This window comes from Dyella choica (assembly GCF_003977665.1).
Lineage (GTDB): Bacteria > Pseudomonadota > Gammaproteobacteria > Xanthomonadales > Rhodanobacteraceae > Dyella_B > Dyella_B choica.
On record NZ_RYYV01000011.1, the window covers coordinates 56072 to 79007 of the forward strand.

General features: G+C 62.2%; 21 protein-coding genes. 12 read left to right on the forward strand and 9 right to left on the reverse strand.

Annotated features, from left to right (window positions below):
- The first annotated feature begins 9 nt into the window (after positions 1 to 9).
- Positions 10 to 312 carry a YciI family protein gene (locus EKH80_RS14990; RefSeq protein WP_126685586.1) on the forward strand — a complete coding sequence of 101 codons (303 nt, stop codon included), beginning with the start codon at positions 10 to 12 and terminating at the stop codon, positions 310 to 312.
- Between the two features lie 7 nt (positions 313 to 319).
- A complete protein-coding gene (locus EKH80_RS14995) occupies positions 320 to 898 on the forward strand; it encodes a methyltransferase family protein (RefSeq protein ID WP_126685587.1) in 579 nt (192 codons plus the stop codon).
- Positions 899 to 912: 14 nt separating this feature from the next.
- On the opposite strand, the gene EKH80_RS15000 is transcribed toward EKH80_RS14995, so the two are convergent.
- Complete coding sequence (locus tag EKH80_RS15000; RefSeq protein ID WP_126685588.1) at positions 913 to 1488, reverse strand: CGNR zinc finger domain-containing protein; 576 nt, start codon at positions 1486 to 1488, stop codon at positions 913 to 915.
- A 65-nt stretch (positions 1489 to 1553) separates the two neighbouring features.
- On the opposite strand from EKH80_RS15000, the gene EKH80_RS15005 reads away from it, so the two are divergent.
- Complete coding sequence (locus tag EKH80_RS15005; protein WP_126685589.1) at positions 1554 to 2438, forward strand: EamA family transporter; 885 nt, start codon at positions 1554 to 1556, stop codon at positions 2436 to 2438.
- Positions 2439 to 2665: 227 nt separating this feature from the next.
- On the opposite strand, the gene EKH80_RS15010 is transcribed toward EKH80_RS15005, so the two are convergent.
- From EKH80_RS15010 to EKH80_RS15025, 4 genes are all read right to left on the reverse strand, one after another.
- Positions 2666 to 3646, reverse strand: coding sequence for an alpha/beta fold hydrolase (locus tag EKH80_RS15010; protein ID WP_230473721.1), 981 nt, complete (start codon positions 3644 to 3646; stop codon positions 2666 to 2668).
- 184 nt (positions 3647 to 3830) lie between these two features.
- A complete protein-coding gene (locus tag EKH80_RS15015) occupies positions 3831 to 5681 on the reverse strand; it encodes a M1 family metallopeptidase (protein WP_126685590.1) in 1851 nt (616 codons plus the stop codon).
- 88 nt (positions 5682 to 5769) lie between these two features.
- Positions 5770 to 6720, reverse strand: coding sequence for a prolyl aminopeptidase (gene pip, locus EKH80_RS15020; protein WP_126685591.1), 951 nt, complete (start codon positions 6718 to 6720; stop codon positions 5770 to 5772).
- Between the two features lie 101 nt (positions 6721 to 6821).
- Entirely contained in the window at positions 6822 to 7322 is a 501-nt protein-coding gene (locus EKH80_RS15025; protein ID WP_126685592.1) for an Lrp/AsnC family transcriptional regulator, read from the reverse strand.
- 126 nt (positions 7323 to 7448) lie between these two features.
- Here EKH80_RS15025 and EKH80_RS15030 point away from each other — a divergent pair, with 126 nt between their 5' ends.
- From EKH80_RS15030 to EKH80_RS15045, 4 genes are all read left to right on the forward strand, one after another.
- On the forward strand, positions 7449 to 8384 hold the full coding sequence (locus tag EKH80_RS15030) for a DMT family transporter (RefSeq protein ID WP_126685593.1): 936 nt from the start codon (positions 7449 to 7451) through the stop codon (positions 8382 to 8384).
- Between the two features lie 8 nt (positions 8385 to 8392).
- A complete protein-coding gene (locus tag EKH80_RS15035) occupies positions 8393 to 8689 on the forward strand; it encodes a cupin domain-containing protein (RefSeq protein ID WP_126685594.1) in 297 nt (98 codons plus the stop codon).
- Between the two features lie 183 nt (positions 8690 to 8872).
- Positions 8873 to 9562, forward strand: a complete 690-nt coding sequence (locus EKH80_RS15040) for a glutathione S-transferase family protein (protein WP_126685595.1) — start codon at positions 8873 to 8875, stop codon at positions 9560 to 9562.
- Between the two features lie 226 nt (positions 9563 to 9788).
- Positions 9789 to 10334 (forward strand): porin family protein, encoded by a 546-nt coding sequence (locus tag EKH80_RS15045; RefSeq protein WP_230473723.1) that lies wholly within the window; start codon positions 9789 to 9791, stop codon positions 10332 to 10334.
- Here the strand turns inward: EKH80_RS15045 and ubiE are convergent, their stop codons facing one another.
- Positions 10335 to 11084 (reverse strand): bifunctional demethylmenaquinone methyltransferase/2-methoxy-6-polyprenyl-1,4-benzoquinol methylase UbiE, encoded by a 750-nt coding sequence (ubiE, locus tag EKH80_RS15050; protein ID WP_126685596.1) that lies wholly within the window; start codon positions 11082 to 11084, stop codon positions 10335 to 10337.
- 125 nt (positions 11085 to 11209) lie between these two features.
- On the opposite strand from ubiE, the gene EKH80_RS15055 reads away from it, so the two are divergent.
- The 5 genes from EKH80_RS15055 (at position 11210) to EKH80_RS15080 (ending at position 17922) form a co-directional block, all read left to right on the forward strand.
- The gene (locus EKH80_RS15055; RefSeq protein ID WP_126685597.1) at positions 11210 to 11755 is read left to right on the forward strand and encodes a DsrE family protein; all 546 of its coding nucleotides are present in this window, start codon (positions 11210 to 11212) and stop codon (positions 11753 to 11755) included.
- Positions 11756 to 11770: 15 nt separating this feature from the next.
- Positions 11771 to 12718, forward strand: a complete 948-nt coding sequence (locus tag EKH80_RS15060; protein WP_126685598.1) for a substrate-binding domain-containing protein — start codon at positions 11771 to 11773, stop codon at positions 12716 to 12718.
- Positions 12715 to 13377, forward strand: coding sequence for a c-type cytochrome (locus tag EKH80_RS15065; RefSeq protein WP_126685599.1), 663 nt, complete (start codon positions 12715 to 12717; stop codon positions 13375 to 13377). Before EKH80_RS15060 ends, EKH80_RS15065 begins: the two co-directional genes overlap by 4 nt.
- Entirely contained in the window at positions 13374 to 14303 is a 930-nt protein-coding gene (locus EKH80_RS15070; RefSeq protein ID WP_126685600.1) for a c-type cytochrome, read from the forward strand. Before EKH80_RS15065 ends, EKH80_RS15070 begins: the two co-directional genes overlap by 4 nt.
- 511 nt (positions 14304 to 14814) lie before the next feature.
- Positions 14815 to 17922, forward strand: a complete 3108-nt coding sequence (locus tag EKH80_RS15080) for a S8 family serine peptidase (protein WP_158628850.1) — start codon at positions 14815 to 14817, stop codon at positions 17920 to 17922.
- Between the two features lie 50 nt (positions 17923 to 17972).
- Here the strand turns inward: EKH80_RS15080 and plsB are convergent, their stop codons facing one another.
- The 3 genes from plsB to EKH80_RS15095 all read right to left on the reverse strand — a co-directional run bounded on the left by plsB (position 17973) and on the right by EKH80_RS15095 (position 22860).
- Entirely contained in the window at positions 17973 to 20627 is a 2655-nt protein-coding gene (gene plsB, locus EKH80_RS15085) for a glycerol-3-phosphate 1-O-acyltransferase PlsB (protein ID WP_126685602.1), read from the reverse strand.
- A gap of 33 nt (positions 20628 to 20660) precedes the next feature.
- Positions 20661 to 21614 carry a hypothetical protein gene (locus EKH80_RS15090; protein ID WP_126685603.1) on the reverse strand — a complete coding sequence of 318 codons (954 nt, stop codon included), beginning with the start codon at positions 21612 to 21614 and terminating at the stop codon, positions 20661 to 20663.
- 349 nt (positions 21615 to 21963) lie between these two features.
- Positions 21964 to 22860 (reverse strand): 5'-nucleotidase, lipoprotein e(P4) family, encoded by an 897-nt coding sequence (locus EKH80_RS15095; RefSeq protein WP_126685604.1) that lies wholly within the window; start codon positions 22858 to 22860, stop codon positions 21964 to 21966.
- Positions 22861 to 22936: the final 76 nt, after the last annotated feature.

A 22936-nucleotide genomic window follows, 5' to 3' on the forward strand; every position in this document is an offset into this window, starting at 1 on the left:
AGGGGGTTCATGCGTCACTTCTTCTGCAAATTGCACGTCCCGCGCGCTACGTTTCCCGTCGACATCACACCGGAGGAACGGGCGCTGATGAGGGCGCACGCGGACTACTGGCGCGAACAGATGAGCAAGGGCCACGTGGTGGTGTTCGGCCCCGTGATGGATCCCGCATCCCCATACGGCATACTCGTCATGCAACTGCCCGATGACCTGGCCCCCGAGCGGCTGGTCGACGCGGATCCGGTGATGAAGGCCGAGTGCGGATTCCGCTTTGACGTGCACCCCATGCAGGCTGTGCTGCCGCAACCTGGATAGACGCACCATGCCAGCCTTGCCAGGCTTGTGGTTCGACATCGCTTGGCTGCTTTGGCTGGGCTACTGGGGTATCAGCGCGTTGCGAGTCAAACCCGCGGTCCGTGTCGAGTCGTCCGGATCGCGCTGGAGCAGGCATATGCTGCTGCTCATTCTGGCCGTGCTTCTGCTCGGCAGACACCCATGGCTGGACGGAACGTTTTTCAACCGGCGCTTTGTACCGGACCAGACATGGGTTGCATGGTTGGGTTTCGGCTTTACGCTGATCGGCTTGGGCCTGGCCTGCTGGGCGCGCGTAGTGCTGGGCCGCAACTGGAGCGGCATCGTGCAGCTCAAGCAGGATCACGAGCTGATCGTGCGCGGCCCGTATGCTTTCGTGCGGCATCCGATCTACACCGGCTTGCTGTTGGCCTATTTCGGTACCGGCCTCGCCATCGGCGAATGGCGGGTGCTGATCGGCACCGCGATCTTGGCCACCGCCTTCTGGCGCAAGCTTCGGCTCGAAGAGCGTTGGCTGTGCGAATTGTTCGGTGATCAATATCGCGGCTACATGCGCCAGGTGAAGGCCTTGGTGCCCTGGGTGTTGTGAAGCGCCGCGGCGATCTAATCCTTGGTGCGGTGATAGTAGCGGCGCGCCTTGTCCCGGCTTCCGCAATCGGCCATGTCGCACCAGCGCCGTTGACCGTTGCGGGTCTGATCCTCGAACAACCAGTCGCAGGAGGGGCAGTAGCGCAAGCGGCCGTGATCGCCTGCCGTAACCAGCTCGGCAGCGTCGAGTAAAAGCGGAAACAGCGCCTCTGCCGCGCTTTGCGGCGATGGCCAGCGCCACGTAAGGGTTGCGGCGTCGATAAGCCGGCTTTGCTGGGCTCGGGCAACCGCTTTGCTGAGTTGGTCGACGGCATCTCGCGCAGGCGGCTCGCCATGGGCAAGGGGCCGCAGCACGGCGTTCATCACGTGCCGTATGTCGCGCAGTGAGTCCAGTTCAACTTCCTTTCCACGCGGGAAAGGGAGGTTCATGGCCTGAAACCAGCGCTTTACGTTGCCCGGCGAGCCGAGCCAGTCGTGCCTGCGCTCCGTTTCGGGCCAGCTGATCGTGTTGATGAAATCGAGGGACGGCCGCCCCCCGACCGGCTTGTAGGTGCCCCGGTAATCGCCGGGATCGAGATTCATCGCTTCCATGGGCTTATTTTACCATCTATGCGTATTTGACAGGTGATGTTTATCAGAGTATATGCCTCACCGTCATGAGTACATTAGATAGTAAAGTAACCTCATCACCCTCTACGCTTGCCGAGCGCATTCCGCCGCAGGCGTTCTTCGTCGGCAGCGCGATTTTTCATTACCTGGGACCGTCGTTCGCTGTACTGCTGTTTGCTCGCGTGCCAGTTGCGGGCGTCGCATGGCTGCGCATCGTTTCGGCGGCGCTGGTCTTCGCGCTATGGCGGCGGCCATGGCGAAATTTCTTCGCCGCGAGCCGCCGTACACGCTGGACGATCGTCGCACTCGGCGGCGTCTTCGCCAGCATGAACTATTCCTTCTATCGGGCGATTGCCGAACTGCCGCTAGGCACCGTAGCGGCGATCGAATTCGTCGGACCGATTGTCCTGGCGCTGACGGGTGTGCGTTCCAGACGCAATCTTGCCGCGCTCATACTGGCCGTAGGCGGGGTATACCTTTTGACCGAAGTGCGACTGGCTGGCGCACCGCTTGCATTCGCGTGGGCGTTCGCCAACGCGATTCTGTTCGCGCTGTATATCGTGCTCGCCCACGATGTCGCGCGCGCCGATCCCCTGACGAGTCCAATCGATCGCCTTGGCGCCTCGATGATCATCGCCGGTGCTGCGATATCGCCTATCGGGCTAGACGCCGCCATACCAGCGTTGCTTGATCCGATCGCCCTTGGCGCGGGTGTGGCCGTGGGCATCAGTTCGTCGGTGATCCCCTATGTATTGGATCAGCTGGCGATGAAGCGTTTGCCGCGCGCGACCTACGCGCTGTTCGTTTCCCTGTTGCCGGCGACGGCAGTCATCATCGGCGTCATCGTCCTGCGTCAGGTGCCATCGCCCGTCGAAAGCCTTGGCGTATTGCTGGTGGCCTGCGGCGTGGCCTTGCACCGACCGGCGTCCTGAGCGAGGTGTTTGGTCATCGTTCGGCAACGCCAGGGATTGACCGTGGAGCAAGGTCAGGAGCGCGTAGGCTGGGATGATAATCCCAGCATTGCGTGCGACATCCCGGTGCTGGGATTGCCATCCCAGCCTACGCTGCGCCAGACGCGCATACAGACGTACAGTGCGGACTCGGGTACGTGGAACAGAGCATCCCCAGACCTTGCCCGTGGTGCAAGGTCAAGCGCGCGTCAATGCGCCAGCATGAAGCTGGTCAATACTTGCGTGAATGCTTCAGGCTTCTCCATCTGCGGCATGTGGTTGCAGCCGTTCAAAATGCTGGTGCTGATCGATGGTGCGTGCGTGAGGCCGCCGCGCAGGCTTTCCAGCGCCGAAATATCGATGATCTTGTCGTCATGGCACCACATGCCGAGCACCGGCATGGTGAGCTTGTCGAGCCGGGTCTGCAGCGACAGCACCTGTGAGTTCTCGCGCAGCTCATGGAAAGTGTTGTCGATGAAGGCGCGGTTCTTGATGTTGTCCTCAACGAACACGTCGACAAAGCGCCCAGGAAGCTTGGGTACGTGCTCGAAGGCCCAGGCACTGGCTCGTACGAAGCCGGCGTGGTCGTCGTAGACGAAGGGATCCTTGCCTCCCATCGCCTCCTTGGCGAAAGCGTTCTCCTTGAACTGGAGGCCGAACGCATCGACGAGCGCCAGCTGTGCGACGTCCTGCGGATGCTCGGCGGCATATACGCCGGCAATCGCCCCGCCCATCGAATGCCCCACGATCAGCGCATGCTGCAGATGCAGCGTCTGGACGAAATCGTTCAGGCGCTCGGCCTGGTTGTCTATGTTGTAGCTGGCGCCGGGATTGCGCGAAGACTCGCCCCAGCCGGGCAGGTCGGGAATCACTACGCGGAAATGCGCGGTCAGCATCGGTGCAACTTTCAGCCACACTTCTTTGCGTGCGGCGAAGCCGTGCAGCAGCACGATGGTTGGACCCTGGCCACCTTCGTAGTACACCCAGCGAGTATCGCCGGCTTGCACGTTGCGCTTTTCCAGCTGCGCGTTCATCGCTTCGCGCCAGCTGTTGACCTGCATTAGCCATTGCGGCGCGAACAGATAGCTGCCGCCAAGCACGACGATGGCGAGCGCCGCGATGATGCCCAGGAACTTGAGGCGGCGGATCAGCAGGCGCTGCCAGAGGGGGCGGGTGTTGCTGGTGTTCATTGGCTTCATGTCCAGGCCATGCAGAATTTGCTCCCTCCCCTGCTTGGCAGGGGAGGGCTGGGGTGGGGTCGTCCGAGCTTGCCCCGACGTTTGGAATCATCGCGAGGCTGCTTCACCCCGTCCAGGCACTCCCTTGCCACACGCAGGGGAGGGAATCTTGATGACGACAAGTGTGAACCGAGCGTCAGTGCTTGCCAGCCTTCTCAAACAACACTTCCACCGCCTGCTGCGTCAGCGGGTGGTAGCCGCTCTTCGCCTTTGCATACACCTGCCGGGCAAACGCCAGTCCATCCGGCGTCTTGGCCAGCGCACGGTACACCGGCAGGGTGAGATACAGGCGGCCTATGCGCGTCATATGTTCCGCCGCCGCCGGCCAGGCGGCCTTGTCGCCGGCGGCAATGGCGTGCACATACCAGCGCATGCCGATTTCCGCATTGGGCGTGCCGGTGAGGTGCCAGGCGGTGTCGAGTTCCTGCATCTTGGCCAGCGCAGGCGCGTCCGGCAGGCCGTCCAGGAAATACATCCATTCCTGCGTATTCCAGCCCTTAGAATCGAGCTTGTCCGCGCCCAGCGTGCCGGCGAGGAAGGCGCTGCGCGCCTTGTCGATGGCATCGAAACTTGCCGAATCGGGAATCGGTGCGCCCTTCGGGATGCCGGTGCCGTACACCCATTGCTTGACTTCATCCCAGCTCATCTTGCCGGGGTATTTGTCGATCAGATTGGGCTTGAGATAATCGAGCATCTGCTCGGTAGTGATGCTCTGGAAGGCAAAGTGATCGAAATAGCCTTTGAGGTAGTTGTCGAAGGCTTCGCGGCCAAAACGCTGCTCCAGCGTGCGCAGGAACCATGAGCCCTTGCTGTAGGGCAGGTCGGTGAGCGTGTCGTCCGCATCCACCTTGCCGGGCTCCGGGGCAAGCCGCTGCGAATTGTCCGGCAGCTCGCCGATATCCTTCTGCAGCGAGTGGATCGACAGCAGCGTTTCCTCGTCGGCCTGGCGCTTACCGTACACCGCTTCGGTGATACGGCCCTGCACATAGGTGGTAACACCTTCGTTGAGCCAGATGTCGCGCCACGTCGCCGCGGTCACCAGGTTGCCGGACCACGAGTGCGCCAGTTCATGCGCTACCAGCGATACCAGGCTCTTGTCGCCGACCAGCACCGTCGGCGTGGCGAAGGTCATGTTCGGGTTTTCCATGCCGCCATACGGAAAGCTCGGCGGTAGCACCAGGATGTCGTAACGCCCCCAGCGATAGGGGCCGTACAACTGCTCGGTGGTCTGGATCATTTTCTCGGTGTCTTCGAACTCGTGCGCGGCCTTGCCGATGACCGAAGGCTCCGCGTACACCGCGGAGCGGGGGCCGGTTTCCTTCACCGCCAGGTCGCCGGCGGCAATCGCCAGTAGATAGGAGGGGATCGGATGCGTCTGCTCGAAGCGGAAATCGCCATTCAAGCTGTGCGCCGGATCGTTCGGGGCGCTCATCGCAACACGCGCATCCTTCGGCGCAGTGACCTCGGCGGTGTAGGTGAAGCGGATCGCCGGCGAATCCTGCAGCGGCACCCAGGAGCGCGCATGGATGGATTCGGATTGCGAGAACATGAAAGGCTGTTTCTTGTCCGCGGTTTGCGCGGGCGGCAGCCACTGCAGGCCACTGGCGCCGGGTGCAGTGACGTAAATGATGCGCACCGCGCGCGGATGCTGGGGCGCCTGGATGGTCAGCTTGCTGCCAAGCTGCTTGTCATGTGGCGCCAGGGCATATTTGAGCGGCGATATGCCGCCATCGGCGCCTACGGCTTCCACGCCGCGGATGGTCAGGTCGCGCGTATCGAGCACCAGCGTGGGCGCCCTGGGGTCCTTCCAATCCAGGCTCAGCGTGGCTTGGCCATCCAGCTTGTGCTGAGAAAAATCGAGCTTGAGCTTGAGGTCCAGATGGGTGACGCGCACCTCGTCCGGCTGGGCATAGGAGTAGGGATCGTTGGCATGGGCGGCCAGCGGCAGGACCAGTGCGCCAAGGGCCAGGGTGCGAAGCGTGGACATCGTGCGGCTTCCATGGGGAATCGGGAGCGGCGAGTATGCCATCGTCACCCCGCCCATGGCCCGTGGCGGAGGTTGGTCCTGAGGCCGTTCAGCAGTAGCGATCGGCAAGTCTGTCGGTAGCCTGCACCAGCACATCGACGATCGCCGGTTCGGAGGCTGCATGCCCGGCCACGACGACATGAAAATCCGCTTCCGGCCAGACGGCCGCGAGATCGAAGGCGTTCTTCACCGGGCAGATGATGTCGTAGCGGCCATGCACGATGGTGGTGGGGATGTGACGCAGCTTGGCGACGTCGCGCAGCAGCTGGCCCGGTTCGAGAAAGGCGTGGTTGCGGAAATAGTGGGCCTCGATGCGCGCAAGGCTGAGCGCGACTTCCGGCGCCGCGAAACTCGCTTCGGTTTCCGGGCTCTCCTCCAGCGTAATGCCGCCGCCTTCCCAGGCGCCCCAGGCCTTGGCAGCTTCCAGGCGGACGTTCTCGTCATCGCTGGTCAGCCGCTTCCAATAGGCTTCCAGCATTTGGCTGCGCTCTGCCGGTGGTACCACTGCGGCATAGCGCTGCCACTTTTCCGGCAGGATCCACGAAGCGCCGCCTTCTTCGTAATACCAGCGGACTTCCTCGGGACGGCAAAGGAAGATGCCGCGCAGGACGAGCCCAAGCACGCGCTCGGGGTGTGTTTGCGCATAAGCGAGCGCCAACGTGGAACCCCAGGAGCCTCCGAACACCACCCAGCGCTCGATGTCCATCTGCTCGCGGATGGCTTCGATGTCCGAGACCAGGTGCCAGCTGGTGTTGTCGGTGAGATCGGCGAATGGCGTGGAGCGCCCCGCGCCGCGCTGGTCGAACAGCACGATGCGATAGCGTTGCGGATCGAAAAAGCGCCGGTGGTAAGGCGACAAACCTGCGCCAGGGCCGCCGTGCAGGAAGACTACCGGCAAGCCCTGCGGATTGCCGCATTCCTCGACGTGAAGCGTGTGCCTGTCGTCGACCGCAATGCGATGGCTGCGGTAGGGTTCGATCTCCGGATACATCGTGCGCATGGTTGGATTGTCCTCGGGCGCCTGTAGGCTGGGATGGCAATCCCAGCATCTGGAAATCGCCAGGGAGCTGGGATTGTCATCCCAGCCTACGTTGTGTGAACTCAGTCGGTCGAAAGCGAGCGTGCCGTATCCCACATGCTGCGTGTGATCGGGCGGTTCGTATGCGGTGTCTGCAGGACGATCAGCGTGGTGGTGCTTACGCTCGAATGTATCTTCAGCAGGCGATCGAGTACTGCTTCCAGATGCGTGATCGACATCGCCACCACGCGCAGCAGCGCGGAATCCTCGCCGGCGAGGCGGCGGCAATCCAGCACTTCCGGTATGTCGGTGACGAGTTTGCCCATGCGCGCGCAGGTGCCGCCATCGCAGCGCACACGCACCATCGCCTCGATGCCGAAACCCATGCGCTTGGGTTCGACCACGGCGCGGTAGCCGCTGATGACGCCGGCTTCTTCCATGCGTTTGATTCGTTCGGCCACGGCCGGCGCGGAAAGCCGCACCTTGCGGCCTAGCTCGGCGTAGCCAATCCGCGCATCGTGTTGTAGGGCTTCAAGTAATTGCCAATCCTTGATGTCCCAGTCGGGTTTCGATTCGTAAGTCATAGGCGCGGATTGATGCTTCGATCGATGGCGAAATATGGGGGTGGACTTCGGATGCATTATTCATCAGTGGCCACTCCAAGACTAGGATTTTCCCTACACCTGTCCCCCCTCCACGGGATCGTCCCCATGAACAGTACCGAACGCCTCGATGGGCGCGCGCTCATCTACATTGCCATTGCGCTGCTCACCTGGTCATCCGCCTATGCGGCGATCGCGTATGCGCTGCGCTCGTTCTCGCCAGGCGAGGTGGCACTGGCGCGCCTGGCCGTCGGCTCGCTGTGCTTCGTAGTGTTGTTGTGGATGCGGCGTGCAGCGTTGCCGCGGCGTGCCGATTGGGCGCGACTGGCAGTGCTCGGTGTATTGGGCCTTACCGTCTATCATTTGTGTCTCAACACTGCGGAAACACGCATCGCCAGCGGTACGGCGGCGATCCTGATATCGCTGATCCCGGCGGTAACGGCCGTGCTATCGGCATTCTGGATCGGCGAACGCATCAGCGCGCGCAGCATGCTTGGCCTGGGCGTGGCGATGTTTGGCGTGGTGCTGGTGGTGCTTGCCAGCGGCAAGGAAGTGCGGTTTGAACCTATGGCTGCGCTGGTGCTGATAAGCGTGCTGGCGTCAGCAGTGTTCTTCGTGGGTCAAAAGCCTTTGTTCGCGCGCAACGACATGATCGGCGTGACCACATTCGGCTTCCTTGCCGGGACGCTCGGCGCAGTACCGTTTGGTCTGGGACTGCCGCATGCGCTGGCGGTAGCGCCGTGGTCGCACATTGCTGCGCTGCTATGGCTGGGCATCGCGCCGACCTTCCTGGGTTACCTCACCTGGAACGCGGCACTGAAACGCGCGCCGGCTTCACAGGTCACCAGCTTTATCTACTTTTCGCCGCCGATTGCCGTGCTGATCGGCTGGGTAACGCTGGGCGAACAGCCGAGTTGGCCGATATTGCTGGGCGGTGTGATCACCGTCAGCGGCGTGGTCCTGGCGAATACACGCCGCCGTGCACCTGCCGCACCGGCGCAGATGCCATCTTCCACCGTCGAACAATCCTGCGAGCAGGCCTGACTGAAACCATGAGCCTGATCCGTTTGGCCGAATCTGCACAGCAGTTGCCGAACGCCTGGTCCTCCGGCCTTATCGCAAGATTCGGCAACGCCAGCCTCAAGCTGTTGCGCATGGATGCCAGCGCCTATCCGGAGGAATGCCATGACTACGCCGAAGGTCTGCTGGTGCTGGACGGCGAGATGGTGCTGCACGTTGACGGGCAGGTTTTGCGTGTAGGCGCGGGCGAGATCTACATCGTGCCGGCAGGCGTCGCCCATAGTGTCGGCGAGGGCAGTTACGGCAGCTTGCTCATCCTGGACACCTGAAGTCTTTTAAGGATGGTCTGAAAAAGTCCGTCATGGCGTTTTTCAGACGCGCCGCGTCCGGTACACGCCCGGACGCGGCTACACCAAATCAAGCGCTTACGCGCCTGAACTGTGGCGGGCTATCCCTGGCCCGCGGAAACTCCGAGCTTATTCAGAGTTTCCTTAACCCTTGAGGAGAGGCTCATGTACACGCTTTACATCGCCAACAAGAATTACTCCTCCTGGTCGCTGCGGCCGTGGGTGCTGCTGACCCAGCTGGAGATTCCCTTCGAGGAAAAGCTCGCGCCGTTCAGGGGCGGCACCTCATCGAGCTGGAGCGCCTTTCGTGCGTTTTCCCCCACCGGCAAGGTGCCTTGCCTGTATGACGGCGATACGGCCGTGTGGGATTCGCTGTCGATCGCCGAATACGTGGCGGAAAGTCATCCTGGGGTATGGCCGTCCGACGCACGCGCCAGGGCCTGGGCGCGGAGTGCCGCGGCGGAAATGCACTCGGGCTTGCAGGAGCTGCGCTCGCGCTGCCCGATGAATTGCGGCATCCGCCTGCAATTGCACGCGATAGCGCCTGAGCTCAAGCGCGACATCGATCGCGTGCAGGAACTGTGGAACGACGGCTTGCAGCGCTTCGGCGGACCTTTTCTGGCCGGCAACGCTTTTACGGCGGTCGATGCGTTCTATGCGCCGGTGACATTCCGTATCCAGAGCTATCAGCTGCCCGTCGATGACGTCGCCAGCGCCTACGTCCAGCGCATGCTGGCCCTGCCTTCGATGCGTGCCTGGTACGAGGCAGCGCTGAAGGAAACCTGGCGTGATGCCGATCATGAGCAGGAGACGCTGGGTCAGGGCGTGTTGCTGCAGGATCTGCGCGTGGCTTGACTCACGCGGCTTACGAATCCGCCCAGGTATCGAACATTCCCGGGGCGCTGCGTTGCGGGCCGCGTGGCGAAATCTTCGCCTTTCCAGAACAAATGAATAAGTAGGGTAGCGGCAGCCTGTTCCGGCAGCCGCGCGCGAGTGTGGCGGCTGGCCAAGCAAACCATCCGGGCGGATGGACAGGGGGGGGCTTGGCGGGGCGGACAGGCATAAACAGGCAGGTTTTCCGATGGCTGTGATGCCCGCTTACCGCCGCCTTGCGGCTGCGATGTTGTTGACCCTTATGATTTCGCCGGCCATGGCCGAAGGTCCGCGCTTTTCCATCGAAGGCGGCGAAAGCTTTCTGGGCGGCTATTTCACCTGGAACGATGGCGCGCCCACGGTGTTCGCCGAAGCCGTGTTCGATGCGCACCCTATGGGTAACAGTGCCTTCACCTGGGCACCTGATATCACGGCGGGCTGGATCGATGGCCGCGACAACATCAGCCGTTTTCGGTACGCCCGCTATACCACCCGCGATCACATCTGGATGCTTGCCGGCGGTGTGCGTTTTCAATACGGAGCGCCGGATGCGTGGTACCGCCGCTTGTTCTTCAGTTTTCAGCCCAGCCTGCATACCGGCCGCACGCAGGGGCTAAGCAGCAGCTACGAGTTCACCAGTACGCTGGGGTGGCAGGCCGAGCACTGGATGCTTGGCCTGCGCCACATCTCCAATGGATTTCTGCATATGCCCAACCGGGGCGAGAACATGCTGCTGGTCGGGGTTACGTTCTGATCAAAATTTGTACCCGCGGTGGATCGCCACGATCCCGTTGCTGAGATTGCGCACCTCAACGCGCTCAAGACCCGCGTTTTCCATCATGCTCTTGAGCGTTTCCTGATCGGGATGCTTGCGGATCGATTCGGCCAGATACTGGTAACTGTCCGCATCGCCCGCGAACAGCCGGCCCAGCTTCGGCAGCACCTGAAAGGAATGGAAATCGTAGAGCTTGCCGAACAGCTCGTTGCGCACCTTGGAAAACTCCAGTACCAGGGCGCGGCCGCCTGGCTTGAGCACGCGGCAGATATCGGCCAGCGCCTTGTCCTTGTCGGTTACGTTGCGCAGACCGAAGGCCATGGTTACTGCATCGAAGCTGTTATCCGGGAAAGGCAGCGCCTCGGCGTTCGACTGCACCCAGCGTAGCCCCGAGACCAGGCCACGATCGGTAAGGCGGTCGCGACCCACGCTGAGCATGGCCGCATTGATGTCGCCCACGACTACGTCGCCCTTGTCACCCACTACCGGTTTGAGCAACGCGGCGATGTCGCCGGTGCCGCCGGCCAGGTCCAGCACGCGGTCGCCGGGGCGGATGCCGCTGATGCTCACGAAGTAGCGCTTCCACACGCGGTGGATGCCGAACGACATGAGATCGTTCATCAGGTCGTAGTTGCGGGCGACTGAGGTGAACACCTGGCCGACCAGCTTTTGCTTGTCCGCGACCGGCACGTCGCGGAAACCGAAATGGGTAGTGGACTGCTCGCTCATCCGCGCATGGTACAGGATGTCCCTGGCGAATAAATCGGCCTTATATGTCATATAGGCAACATGAAGTGGCCTGATCGCTCCGGCTGGCGTAGCCTTGCCTTGGACACCCACGACGGAACGTAAACATGAAGTCTTCGATCGCGCTGTTCTCCATCCTAGGTTTGCTTGGGTTCGCCACCGCCACCGCTGCCGCCCAAGGCACAGCGAAGCAGGTGATCACCGCGGCCGGGAATTACCACCCCTTGCCCAACGCGGCTTACCAGCCCAACCCCGCCAATACCTACAAAGTGGTGTTCTCGCTGACCAAGGCAAGCGACAAGCCCGATCAGGTCAATCCGGCGCTGGAGCGCGTAGCGCGTACCGTCAACCTCTACGTTGGCGCCGGGGTGCCGCTGGATCATTTGAAGTTTGTGGCGGTGGCTTACGGTCCGGCGACGCCGTTGGTGCTCGACGATGAGCATTACAAAGCGCAATTCGGCGTGGCCAATCCCAACCTTCCGGTGATTGCGCAATTGCGCAAGGCGGGGATCGACGTGGTCGTATGCGGCCAGGCGATGGCCGAGCACCATTTCGCCAATGAGTGGGCGTCCAAGGACGTGACCCTCAGCCTGGCCGCCTTGACCACCATCACCGGGCTGCAGCAGCAGGGCTATGCCCTGATGCCGCTGTAGACCTAGGAGTCACGCATGTCGCCGTCGTGGAAGCGTTGCCGGCAGGTGTTGCTGGCAGGCTGGTTGTTTGCTGTCGGCAGCGTGGCGCAGGCCGCGCAGTCGGACTACCTGCCGCCATGGAATCCGCCGCCCCCCGGCGGTGTTTCGTTCGCGGTGCCGCCGTTCGACGCGATAGCCGATCTGCACGGCGATATCGTCGATCCACAGCTCACGGTATTTTTCGCCGGCAACCAGTTCATGGTGGTGCATGATCTGGTGGAGGCGTTCAAGCAGCGCTATCCCCAGGACCAGCGGGTGTTCGTGGAAACGCTGCCGCCCGGCATCCTGGCCAAGCAGATCGAAACGGGCTCGCTGGTGATGGGCAATCTGCGCATCGCACTGAAGCCGGACATTTTCACCAACGGCAAGAGCTCGATCGTCGAGCTGCAAAAGCAGCACGGCTGGTTTGCGCAAACGATTGACTACGCGCGCAATCCGCTGGCGATCATGGTCGCCAAAGGCAATCCCAAGCACATCGAAGGCTTGCAAGACCTCGGTCGCGCCGAAGTGCGAGTCAGCATGCCCAATCCGCAGTGGGAGGGCATTGCCAAGCAGATCGAAGCCAGCTATCGCAAAGCTGGCGGCGATGCCTTGGACCGCAGCATCATGCAGGACAAAGTGCGGGACGGCAGCACCTATCTCACCCGTATCCACCATCGCGAATCGCCGCTGCGCATCCTGCAAGGCTCATCGGATGCGGCGCCGGTGTGGTCGACCGAGGTGTATTTCCAGCAGCAGATCCTGCATCGCCCGGTGGAAACGGTGGCGATACCGGCGGACCAAAACGTCACCGCCACTTACACCGCCGCGCGCATGAAGGATGCGCCGCATGAACAGGCCGCCAAGGATTTTCTGGCCTTCATGGCCTCGGCCGAGGCGCAGGCGATCTACCGCAAATATGGCTTTCAGCCGGCGCAGCCATGAACGTGTTTGCTACCGCTCTCTTTGTGTGCGGTGCGCTGATCGCAAAGAGCGTGTCAGCGAACACGCCAGATGGCGCCGTCATCGCGCAGCAGGGCAATGGTCATGGCGTGGCACCTTGCATGGCTTGTCACGCTGCCGACGGCAGTGGGCAGTCAGCAGCCGGTTTTCCGCGCTTGGCGGGACTGTCCCCAACCTACTTGCGCAAGCAACTGGATGACTTCGCCAACGGTTCACGCACGAATGCGACCATGCAGCCGGTGGCGAGCGGATTGAGCGACGCGGAGCGCGATGCAGTTGCGGCCTATTACGGCGGACTGCCAGTGCCACGTGTTGCGCCTGCATCGGTCCCGTCGGGTGAAGTCGCGCAACTTGCGCAGACGCTCGCCACCCGCGGGCGCTGGCCGAAGGGTGTGCCGGCATGCGAGCAATGCCATGGACCAGGGGGGATGGGCGTAGGCGATCACTTTCCACCGCTTGCCGGACAGCCTGCGCTCTATCTTGGCAATCAACTGCATGCATGGCAGCAGGTAGCGCGTCGGAACGACCCGTTGCAGTTGATGCAAAGCGTTGCCGGCAAGTTGAACGATGCTGACATTGCCGCGATTAGCGCATGGTATGCGGCGCAGCCGGCTACGTTGGCGAAGGAGCAGCAGCCATGAAGCCGTTGCGATGGCTGGCGATGACGGTATTGCTTGCGCTTGCGGCTTGTCATCGTTCGGAGCCGCAGGCCGCTTCGCCGGCGCCACATGCATCGGCTGCCGTAACGCCGGTAACGAAAGATGCCGGCCGTTTCGAGCCGCCAGCGGAGTCCTCGATGCCTGCTGACGACTTCGGCAAGCAGATCCTCTTGGGGCGGCAGATCTTCAACGATACCAGTCATTACGCCCAAGCCTATGTCGGCAATGCACTGACCTGCGAAAACTGCCACCTGGACGCGGGCCGCCTCGCCAACAGCGCGCCGATGTGGGGTGCTTATCCGATGTATCCCGCGTACCGGGCCAAGACTCACCGCGTAAACACCTTTGCCGAACGCCTGCAGGGCTGCTTTCAATACAGCATGAACGGCAAGGCGCCGCCGTTGGGCGACGATGTGCTGGTTGCGCTGGAAGCGTATGCGTACTGGATGTCGCAACACGAGTCCATCGGCGTGGCGCCTCCCGGGCACGGCTACCCTAAATTGCCAAAGCCTGCGCAGGCTCCCGATTACGCGCGCGGTGCGGCGGTTTTCAAACGGGATTGTGCGCTCTGCCACGGTGACAACGGCCAGGGCCAGCAGACTGCAGGCCGCACTGTTTTTCCACCGCTGTGGGGCCCGCAATCCTTCAACTGGGGCGCGGGCATGGAGCGGCTCGACAACGCTGTGGGATTCATCAAGGCCAACATGCCGTTGGGGCGCGGCGACATGCTTACCGATCAGGATGCGTGGGACGTGGCGTATTTTATGAACGCGCACGAACGTCCGCAGGATCCCCGCTTCAGGGGCTCGGTCGCGGAGACGCGCAAGGCTTATCACGACACGCCCTATTCGTTGTATGGCGTGACGGTAAATGGCAAGGCGCTGGGCGAGGGCACGGCTCATCCCTGAGGCCCGAGATGTCTTGCCGCAAATTCATGGGAGCCGGCTGAGGTTGCATGCAATTTGCTGTGTCTATCGGCATGTACCATCCAGCAGGAAATGACGTAACATCGTGCGCGGAACAGGGGCAGGCACAACATTCAACGAAAGTGCCACGCAAGGGATAAGCAGAGCTTTAGCGTCACTGCACGCATCTGATCGAACGCTGCCGCAATTATGCCGGCCATGACGGATGCTTCTTGAGCGGATGGCTTCTGGAAGAAGGACAGACGGACGGCACGCCTCTGTCTCCATGTTATTCAGGGAGTCGATGGACCGATGTCAGTGCATTATTCAAGCGCCTTGCCGATCGCGACGATTGGCACCCGGTTGCATCAACCTGATCGCGCCTCAATCGCAGACTGCCAACGCAAGCGTCTTCATCGCTGACGCAGGGCCGTCTGTTTCTTCCGACACCGAAGTCGCGTGCGTATTGCATACCGGCAGCGCACGCATTTGCCTTTAACAGGGAGCGGCATCCATGAGTCTGTTCAATCGCCACAATGCGTTGGCATTTTCCGTAGCTATCGCGCTGACTGCTTCGCTCACCGCTTGTGGCGGAGGAGGCGGCGGCGGAAATGGCAATGTCCGCCCGGTGCAGACGCCTGTGCCGACTCCAGCGCCGACACCCACTCCGACGCCGACACCCACTCCGACGCCGACACCCACTCCGACGCCGACACCCACCCCGACGCCGACACCCACCCCGACGCCGACACCCACCCCGACGCCGACACCCACCCCGACGCCGACACCCACCCCGACGCCGACACCCACCCCGACACCGACACCCACTCCAACACCGACCTACGGGCCAGCACCCACAACGCTAACTGGCAGCCCGACGCCGCTTCCGACGCCGTTCATTCACGGCTATACACCCCTGCGCGCGCAATTGGACCCGGAGAACGTCCCCCTGGCGTGGGTGACGGCACAAAGCATTACCGGCAATCAGGGCCAAGGTGTGAAAGTCGGTGTCATGGACACTGGCGCGCAAGCCAGCAACCCGGGCCTGGTCAATCGCATCAGCTGGTTCAAGGATTATGTCGATCCCACCAACACGACGCCGCAGGATCCGGATGGCCACGGCACGATGATGGCCGAAATCATTGGCGGTACGGCGAACGCCAGCGGCCCGTTCGATGGCGGCGTGGCGCCGCAGTCTTCTCTGTACGTAGCGAGGATTGGCGACAGTAGTGGCAAATTCAATATGAGCCTGCAGCCTCAGGCACTTGCCGATCTGAATGCGCAAGGGGTCAAGCTGATCAACAATTCCTACGGTAGCTCGACTGCGATCACGGCTGTCAATTCGGCTGATCCACAGATTGCACTGCACTATGCTGCCTATTCGTCGACGGCGACCAACGGACAGTTGATGGTCTGGGCCGCGGGCAACGAAGGGAAATCCCAGCCGAGCATCGAAGCTGGTTTGCCGTATTTCGAGCCCAGCCTGCAAAACAATTGGCTTGCGGTGGTCAACGTTGCGCTGAACGCCAACGGCCAGGTGACGGGTCTGGATACGACGGCTACGTCGAATGCCTGTGGTGTTGCTGCGCCGTGGTGTCTGGCGGCGCCTGGCTACACTTACGTGTCTCCTGCAACGGGCACCTCCTTCGCAACAGGTGCGGCCGATGGCACATCGGGCTCGGCAGCTGTGGTCAGTGGCGTGGCGGCGCTTGTCTGGCAAAAATTTCCGTTTTTCACGGCATCCAATGTACAACAGACGCTCTTGGGCACAGCCACCAATCTGGGTAGCCCGGATTACTATGGCTACGGGTTGGTGAATGCGCAGGCAGCCGTCAATGGCCCTGGTCAGCTCAATTGGGGTGTGTTCGACGTCAACATTCCCGCCAATCAATCAGCAATTTTTTCAAACAACATGACCGGCAGCGGTACGCTTCAGTTTGATGGCGCGGGATATCTCTCGCTGGCAGGACAGAACAATATCGGCGGCATTGTCGTAAATGGCGGCGGGTTGATAATCGGAAGCAACACCAGCACGTCTGCCGGAGCAACTACGGTCAACGGCGGTCAACTCGCAGTCTTTGGAACGCTGAATTCTAATGTTGTCGTCAATCAGCAGGGAACTTTGACAGGAACCCTGATCAACGGCAATGTCCTCAACGGGGGTATGGTTTTTACAGCGGCCCCTACTACGCTCCAGATCAACGGCAACTACACTGTGGTCGCCGGGCAGCCAACGGGGCTGGTGATCAATACGCAGGTCACGCTCGGCTATCCGCTAAAAATATCGGGAACGGCGACGCTCAATAAATCCCTGCTCATCGTGGACGCTCCTACCGGCTACACCCCGCAGGCGCAGGAATTGGTGCTGCAGGCAAACGGCGGCGTATTGGACACATTCGGTTCGCTCTCCGTCAGTGGCAGCGTTTATACCGGCGGCACCTTGTCCTATACCCCGACACAGGTGGATGTAAGTCTCACCCAGGCCTCGATTTCCGCGATTGCTCAGGCGTCGATGCCAGCAGTGGCAACCACACAGCAAACCGCCCAGCACATCCAGGGTGCACTGGTGCAGGCCAACCAATGGGCCTCTACGGATTCCGCGTCGCATAAGGTATTTCTCGATGCCGCCGGCGACTTTCTCCATGTCAGTTCCTTCGAGCAGGCCGCCGCATCGATCAACAGCCTGTCCGGTCAATTGCTGGCATCTTCGCAAGAGTTGACTTTGCAACAGGCAGGTATCATCAACCGCACCGTAGCGGATCGTCTGGACGACCTGGGTGAAGATCATGCTGCACAAGGTGCGTGGTTCCAGGGCACTGGTGCCGATGGTGATATCGCGCGCTCCGGCTATGCCACTGGCCATTACAGCGGTGGCGGTTCCGTTGCCGGTTTTGACGCCAAGCTGGCGGACCGTTTTACGCTTGGCCTGGCCCTGGATTGGAACCGCCTGAGTTCCAACTACAGCATGCAAGGGGGCAACAATACGTCACGCAGCACTGGTGTGATGCTGTACGCCAAGTACGACATGGGCAACTCCTACATGTCGGGGCGCGTCGGCGAAGACTGGATTCATACCGATACCAGCCGCTGGGGGGTGCTTGGAACGTTGCCTGCGGCCATCAACAGTTCGCGCAACGACAAGATGACGTCGGCTTATCTGGAGCTTGGTTACGACGCCAAGTCCAATGCATGGACGACCACGCCGTTCGTCGCCGCGGGCGATGAATACCTGCGCCGGGGGACTATCGCGGAACAGGGCGCGGGGGGCTTCGGTATCAGCGCGTCAAGTCACGACTTCAATCAGAGTTTTGCGCAGTTTGGTGCACGCGTCGGTTACAACTGGCGCCTGGCCACAGGCCAGCTGTCGTTGAAGGGCTTTGCCTTGTATCAACGAGTACTGAGTGGGCAGAACCTGGGTTTCACGGCTGCGTATGCCGGCGCACCGAACGCGACGTTCGAACTGGAAGGTGTGAATTCGCCGCGCAACAGCGGCTGGATCGGTGCGGGTTTGAATGCCGTGCTGGGTGATCGCTGGTCGTGGTTCGCCAATCTGGATGGACAGATCGCCGGCGGTGGTACGAAAGCGGTCGTGTTCAGCGCTGGCGCGAGGTACCGCTTTTGATCGAATAGAACGCTGGGCGCGGATGTCGCCATCCGTGCCCAGCGCGACGGTCATTCCTTGGGGTGGTCAGCCGAAGCCCGCTCGTGCTCATGATGCTCGGCAATCACATGCCGTTCGTGCAGCTCTTCGCTGGTGTTCATCGGCTCGGGTGATTCGAGCGATTGTTCCGGCGCGGCCGAGGCCTGCTCTGCTCCCGCCGCGTTGCGAGAGGACTCTTTTTCTTCGCTGCCGGTGATTTTAAGAATGGCGTGGCGCATCTCGCGGGCCAGAATTACGCGGGCATCGCGCACCATGTCTTCCAGTGCGCTGTCGTAGTCGAGCTTGCCGTTGGCATCGGTCCATATCACCCGGCGTTCGCGCAGTTTCTGGATGAAGCCGCGGAACAGCGCCTTGTCGAAGAATTCCGGCGACAGCGATTCGCTGAGCAGGCTCAGCCGCTGGGCGGTGAGCGTGCAGACGTTCTCCAGCTCGGCGGCGGTAATGGCGTGCGGACCGTTCTTGGCGAGCGCGGCGATGGTGATGTAGTAGCGCTCGAAGGCCTGGATCAGGCTGCGCGCGATCACGCCCAGCCGATAGGCGCCATCGTCCTGGCCGGGCCCTCGTTCCAGTACACGCGCTTCGCCGACGGCTTCCAGCAGGCCGCGGCGTACGAAGAAGTCGATGGTGGACTGCAGTTGCGCGCCGAAGCCCTCGGCGTCCCACGGCAGGAACAGTTCGCCCTGGATGAAGGGGTAGATGATGCGGCCCAGCCGCAGCACCGAGGCGCGCGACATGCGACGGTTGTTGAGGAAGCAGCAGGCAACCCACGCCGCGGCGGCGGTGAGGTGCAGGACGTTGTTGCGGAAGTAGCTCAGCAACACGGCCTGCTCGCCTTCCAGCGTCAGCACGTCGCCGAGCGGATGGCGCACGCGCGTGATCCAGTTCATCTGCTCGCCGTAGGCGATGATCGCGCTGGGTGTCAGCGGTGTGAGCGTCATGCGCTCCGAATACGGCAGCTCTTCGAGCAGGGCTTTGAACAGATCCAATTGCGCGAGCAGGTCGTTTTCCGCCATCGCATGCTTGGGCGTGGACAGCAGCGCAAGCGCGAGCAGGTTGATCGGATTCACATCTGCCGCGCGGTTGATATTGACCTGGATTTTTTCTGCCAGCTGGTCGACGACAGAGCTCAACCATTCCGGCTTGGTGTTCGGGTCGCCGGTCGTTTCGCGCCAGCTGCTGCTGGCCGCATCGAGCAGGGGCGTCAGCTCGATCGGCTCGCCGAAGTTCAGCGCCACGTGGCCATAGCGTTGACGCAATACGCCAAGGCCGCGGATCAGGCCGACCAGCGATTCCTTTTCCTTGGGCTTGCCGGAGAGTTCGCCGATATAGCTCTTGCCTTCCATCAGCTTTTCGTAGCCGATGTACACCGGCTGGAACAACACCGGGCGGCGCGGCGCGCGCAGGAAGGCGCGCACGGTCATCACCAGCATGCCGGCGCGCGGTGCAAGCAGGCGGCCGGTCCGCGAACGCCCGCCTTCGATGAAGTATTCCATCGGTACGCCGCGATCGATCAGTTGCGCCACGTACTCGTTGAATACCACCGAGTACAACGCATTGCCCTTGAAGCTTCGGCGCAGGAAAAATGCTCCACAGCGGCGCAGAATCGGGCCGATCAGCGGCAGGTTGAGGTTCACGCCGGCGGCAATGTGCGGGACCACCACGCCCGATGCGTGCAACTGGTAGGAAAGCAGCAAATAGTCCGCGTGACTGCGGTGGCTGGGCACATAGACCACTTCGTAGCCCGGCGCGGCAGCGCGCGCCTTGTCGAAGTGGTGCATGGTGATGCCGTCGTACAGCTTGTTCCAGAAGTTGCGCAGCAGAAACGAGGCCGAGCGCACTATCGGATGGGAGTAGTCGGCCGCAATTTCCATCATCATCTTGTGCGCGCGTTCCCACGACTTCGCATAAGTGATGTTTTCCCTCGCCGCGGTGGTAGTGATCGCGGCGCGTACCGGCTCGGCATTGAGCACGGCATCGACCACGGTGCGGCGGTGCGAAAGGTCCGGCCCGATCACCGCTGCGCGGATGCGGCGGAAGTGCGTGCGCATCACGCGGGCCATCTTGCGAGCGAAGCGCTCGGGGCGCAGTTCGGTTTCTTCGCTCAGTACCGCGCGCAGCGAGACAGGGGCAGAGAAGTGCACCACCGTATCTCGGCCGTTGAGCAGCACTGCGAGCATGCGGCGGAAGCGGCCGACGACGACCCAGTTTTCCGAAAACAGCACGCTGAACCAGCCTGATTCACGGGTAGGCGCGCGCCCGACATAGATGGAGACCGGCACGATCTGGATATCGCGATCCGGAAAGCCTTCCAGTGCGCGCACCAGCTGACCGAACGGATCCTGCGGCGAACGCTTGCGATTGCGCCCGAACAGCCAGCCGTCACGACGTGCCAGCGCGAACACCGAGCGGCGGCGGCGGGTGAACGGCAGCGGTTGCATCGGGCTGGGCAGACCTGCTGCGCGGCAGGCGCGCTCCAGGATCAGCGCGTCGGAAAATCCGTCGCGTTCGATCACGTAGCAAACCGGGGCATCGCCCTGCAGCAGGCTGGCCGGTTCGGCCGGCTCGCGGCGCAGGCGCACCCAGGGCTCGAGCAGGTGCCCGGCGAGGTTGAACCACCAGGGGGCGCGGCTGCGGTAGCTAGGGTCCGCGGTCGTCATAGTCGGCATCTGCATAGTGTAGCGGTCGGCTTGACGTCAGGTTCAGGACTTGGCCGCCAGCGTAGTGCCGGTGGAGCTGCTGCTGGCCGGCGGTGGGGCGCTGGTGGCGGCGGGTGCCGGCGGATGCAGGAGTTGCTCGTGTTGCGCACGCTCGCTGTCGATCAGGTCCTTGCTGTACCAGCGCCCGTCCACCAGCTCCAGTTGCGAGTCGGTGCTCAGCGGCTTGCCCAGCAGGCTGTAGTCGATCTTCACGTGCGCCAGGCCGTGGTCGATGCCGATGGTGCTGACTTTTACCGAATTGAGCGTGTCGTCGACCGACAGCCCGTAGATCGCAAGCAACTGCTTGATGCCCTGGTACGCCGTGGCGTATTTCTTCATCGCCGTATCGAAATCCAGCCGCTGGAGCTGATCCGGACTCTTGAGGTCGAGCTGGCGCGCGCTGGCTACCACCACCCCCACCACCTGCTTGGCCTTGTCCTGGTCGAACCATGCCGTCTGTTGCGCCCAGGGCAGCAGCACGTTGAGCACGTCGCGCATCTGCTGCTTCTGGTTTTCGGTCATCGTCTTGTTCTGCGCGATGCCGGTGGTGAGTATGGCTTGGCCAATGCCGATCATTACCGGCAATTGGTCGTGGTATTGCTGCTCCATCTGCGTCAGCTTGGGCTTGAGCTGCTCATACAATGCGGTTTCCGCATCGGGCGCGGTGAGTTGCTTGACCGCCTGGTTGAAGCGGGCGCGATCCTCGTTGGTGATCGGTCGCTGGTCGGGACGCGGACGTGTCCAGTCGTCGCGCAGGTTGGCGTAGTCGGCCGGGGGCAGGGCGTGCTTCCAGAAGCCGGCGAAGTCGCCCGCCTTGACCAGTGCAACGGATTGCTGCACGGCGGCCTCGGGGCTGGTCCCCCCAGACGGCGCGGTGTTGTCTTCTTTTTGGTGACAGGCGGCCAGCACGAGCAGCGCCAGAACCAGCAGGCAATGCCTAAGTGTTTGGAAACGCATCAAATCTCTCACAGGGGCGAGCGTGGCTTGCCGTCCGGGCAAGGGGCAAAGGCGGCGCCGTACGGCGGGGCGCGGTGCATCTTACTTCAAGCATGCCCTGATCTATTCCACCTGCCAGGCATGACATCCGGAAGGCCCGCAGAGTGTGTCGCGCGGCACAGGTCAGGCTGGCCGTAAAAAGAAAACCCCGCGGGCGGTCGGGCCTCGCAGGGTCATGCCGGCAGTGCCGGAAGGGAAATGGCCTTGCCCGCAGCGATTGGAGGTCAGCAGGGTTGGCGAGCCCATGATACGGCCCCTTTTTAGTTCAGGCAATACTTTAAGATTGGTTCTGTAAGTAATTGATTTTTAGTCAGTCACTATGCAAGGCCTGGATTTCCTGCTGGCGCCGCTGGACGCGTGGCGTACTCCACTCATTGTTGAACAGGGCCGGCTCCCATGAGCCATACGTCGGGTTGGGCAGCACGAACCAGCGGCTGCCGATCCAGTCTTCATAGGGCGCCATGGCCTGGGCGCGAGCGGTTGGGGTGTTGCTCAGCACCGTGACGAAATCGCCGAGCTGGTCGCCAAATTGCATAAGTACGCGATAGTGCTGGCTGACCAACTGGCGGCGGCAATTTTTTTCGGTGCCCACCTGGTCGCAGCCCGGCAGGAGAGTGCCCAAGCCCAGAAATGCGTCCGGTCCGGACACCGGCAGGCCAGCCTTGCGCAAGTTGTTGAGCGTCGCCTCGTCCAGATCCTGGGCGCGGTTGGAAATGTAGATCACCGCAATGCCGTGCCGGGCGGCAAACTGGGTAAAGGCCACGGCGCCGGGCAGGGCGCGGGCGCGTTCCTCCTTGCACCAGGCGGCCCAGTCGGCTTCGTTGAACTCGCCGCCCTTGCGGATCAGGCGCGCCTGGTAGGGCGAGTTGTCGAGCACCGTTTCGTCGATGTCCAGGATTACAGCCGGCTTGAGTGGCTTGGACGGCGCGATCCGGTCTTCGGCAGGCAGGGCGTCCCAGTTCCGGTCTTTTAGCGCGCCGAGCAGCTGCGACTGCGCGCTACGGAAAGTCTCCTGGTAGATCAGGTCGTGCTCCAGCGCAGTCTGGGTCCAGGCGACGGCATGGAGATTGTCGTCAGCCGGAACGGACGCCGCGGCGACAGGGGCCGGAGCCGTTGCAGCCGATGTTGGCGCGGTGGAATGCGGAACCTGGCTGGCGCACGCGCCAAGCATGAGCATGCCCAATAAGACGGGCAGGGCCTTGGTCATGAAACACCCGGTAGTAGTGATGAGGGCTCGAGAGGATCGCCCAAGTTTATGACAGACTTGCCGGGCTTCGCCTTTG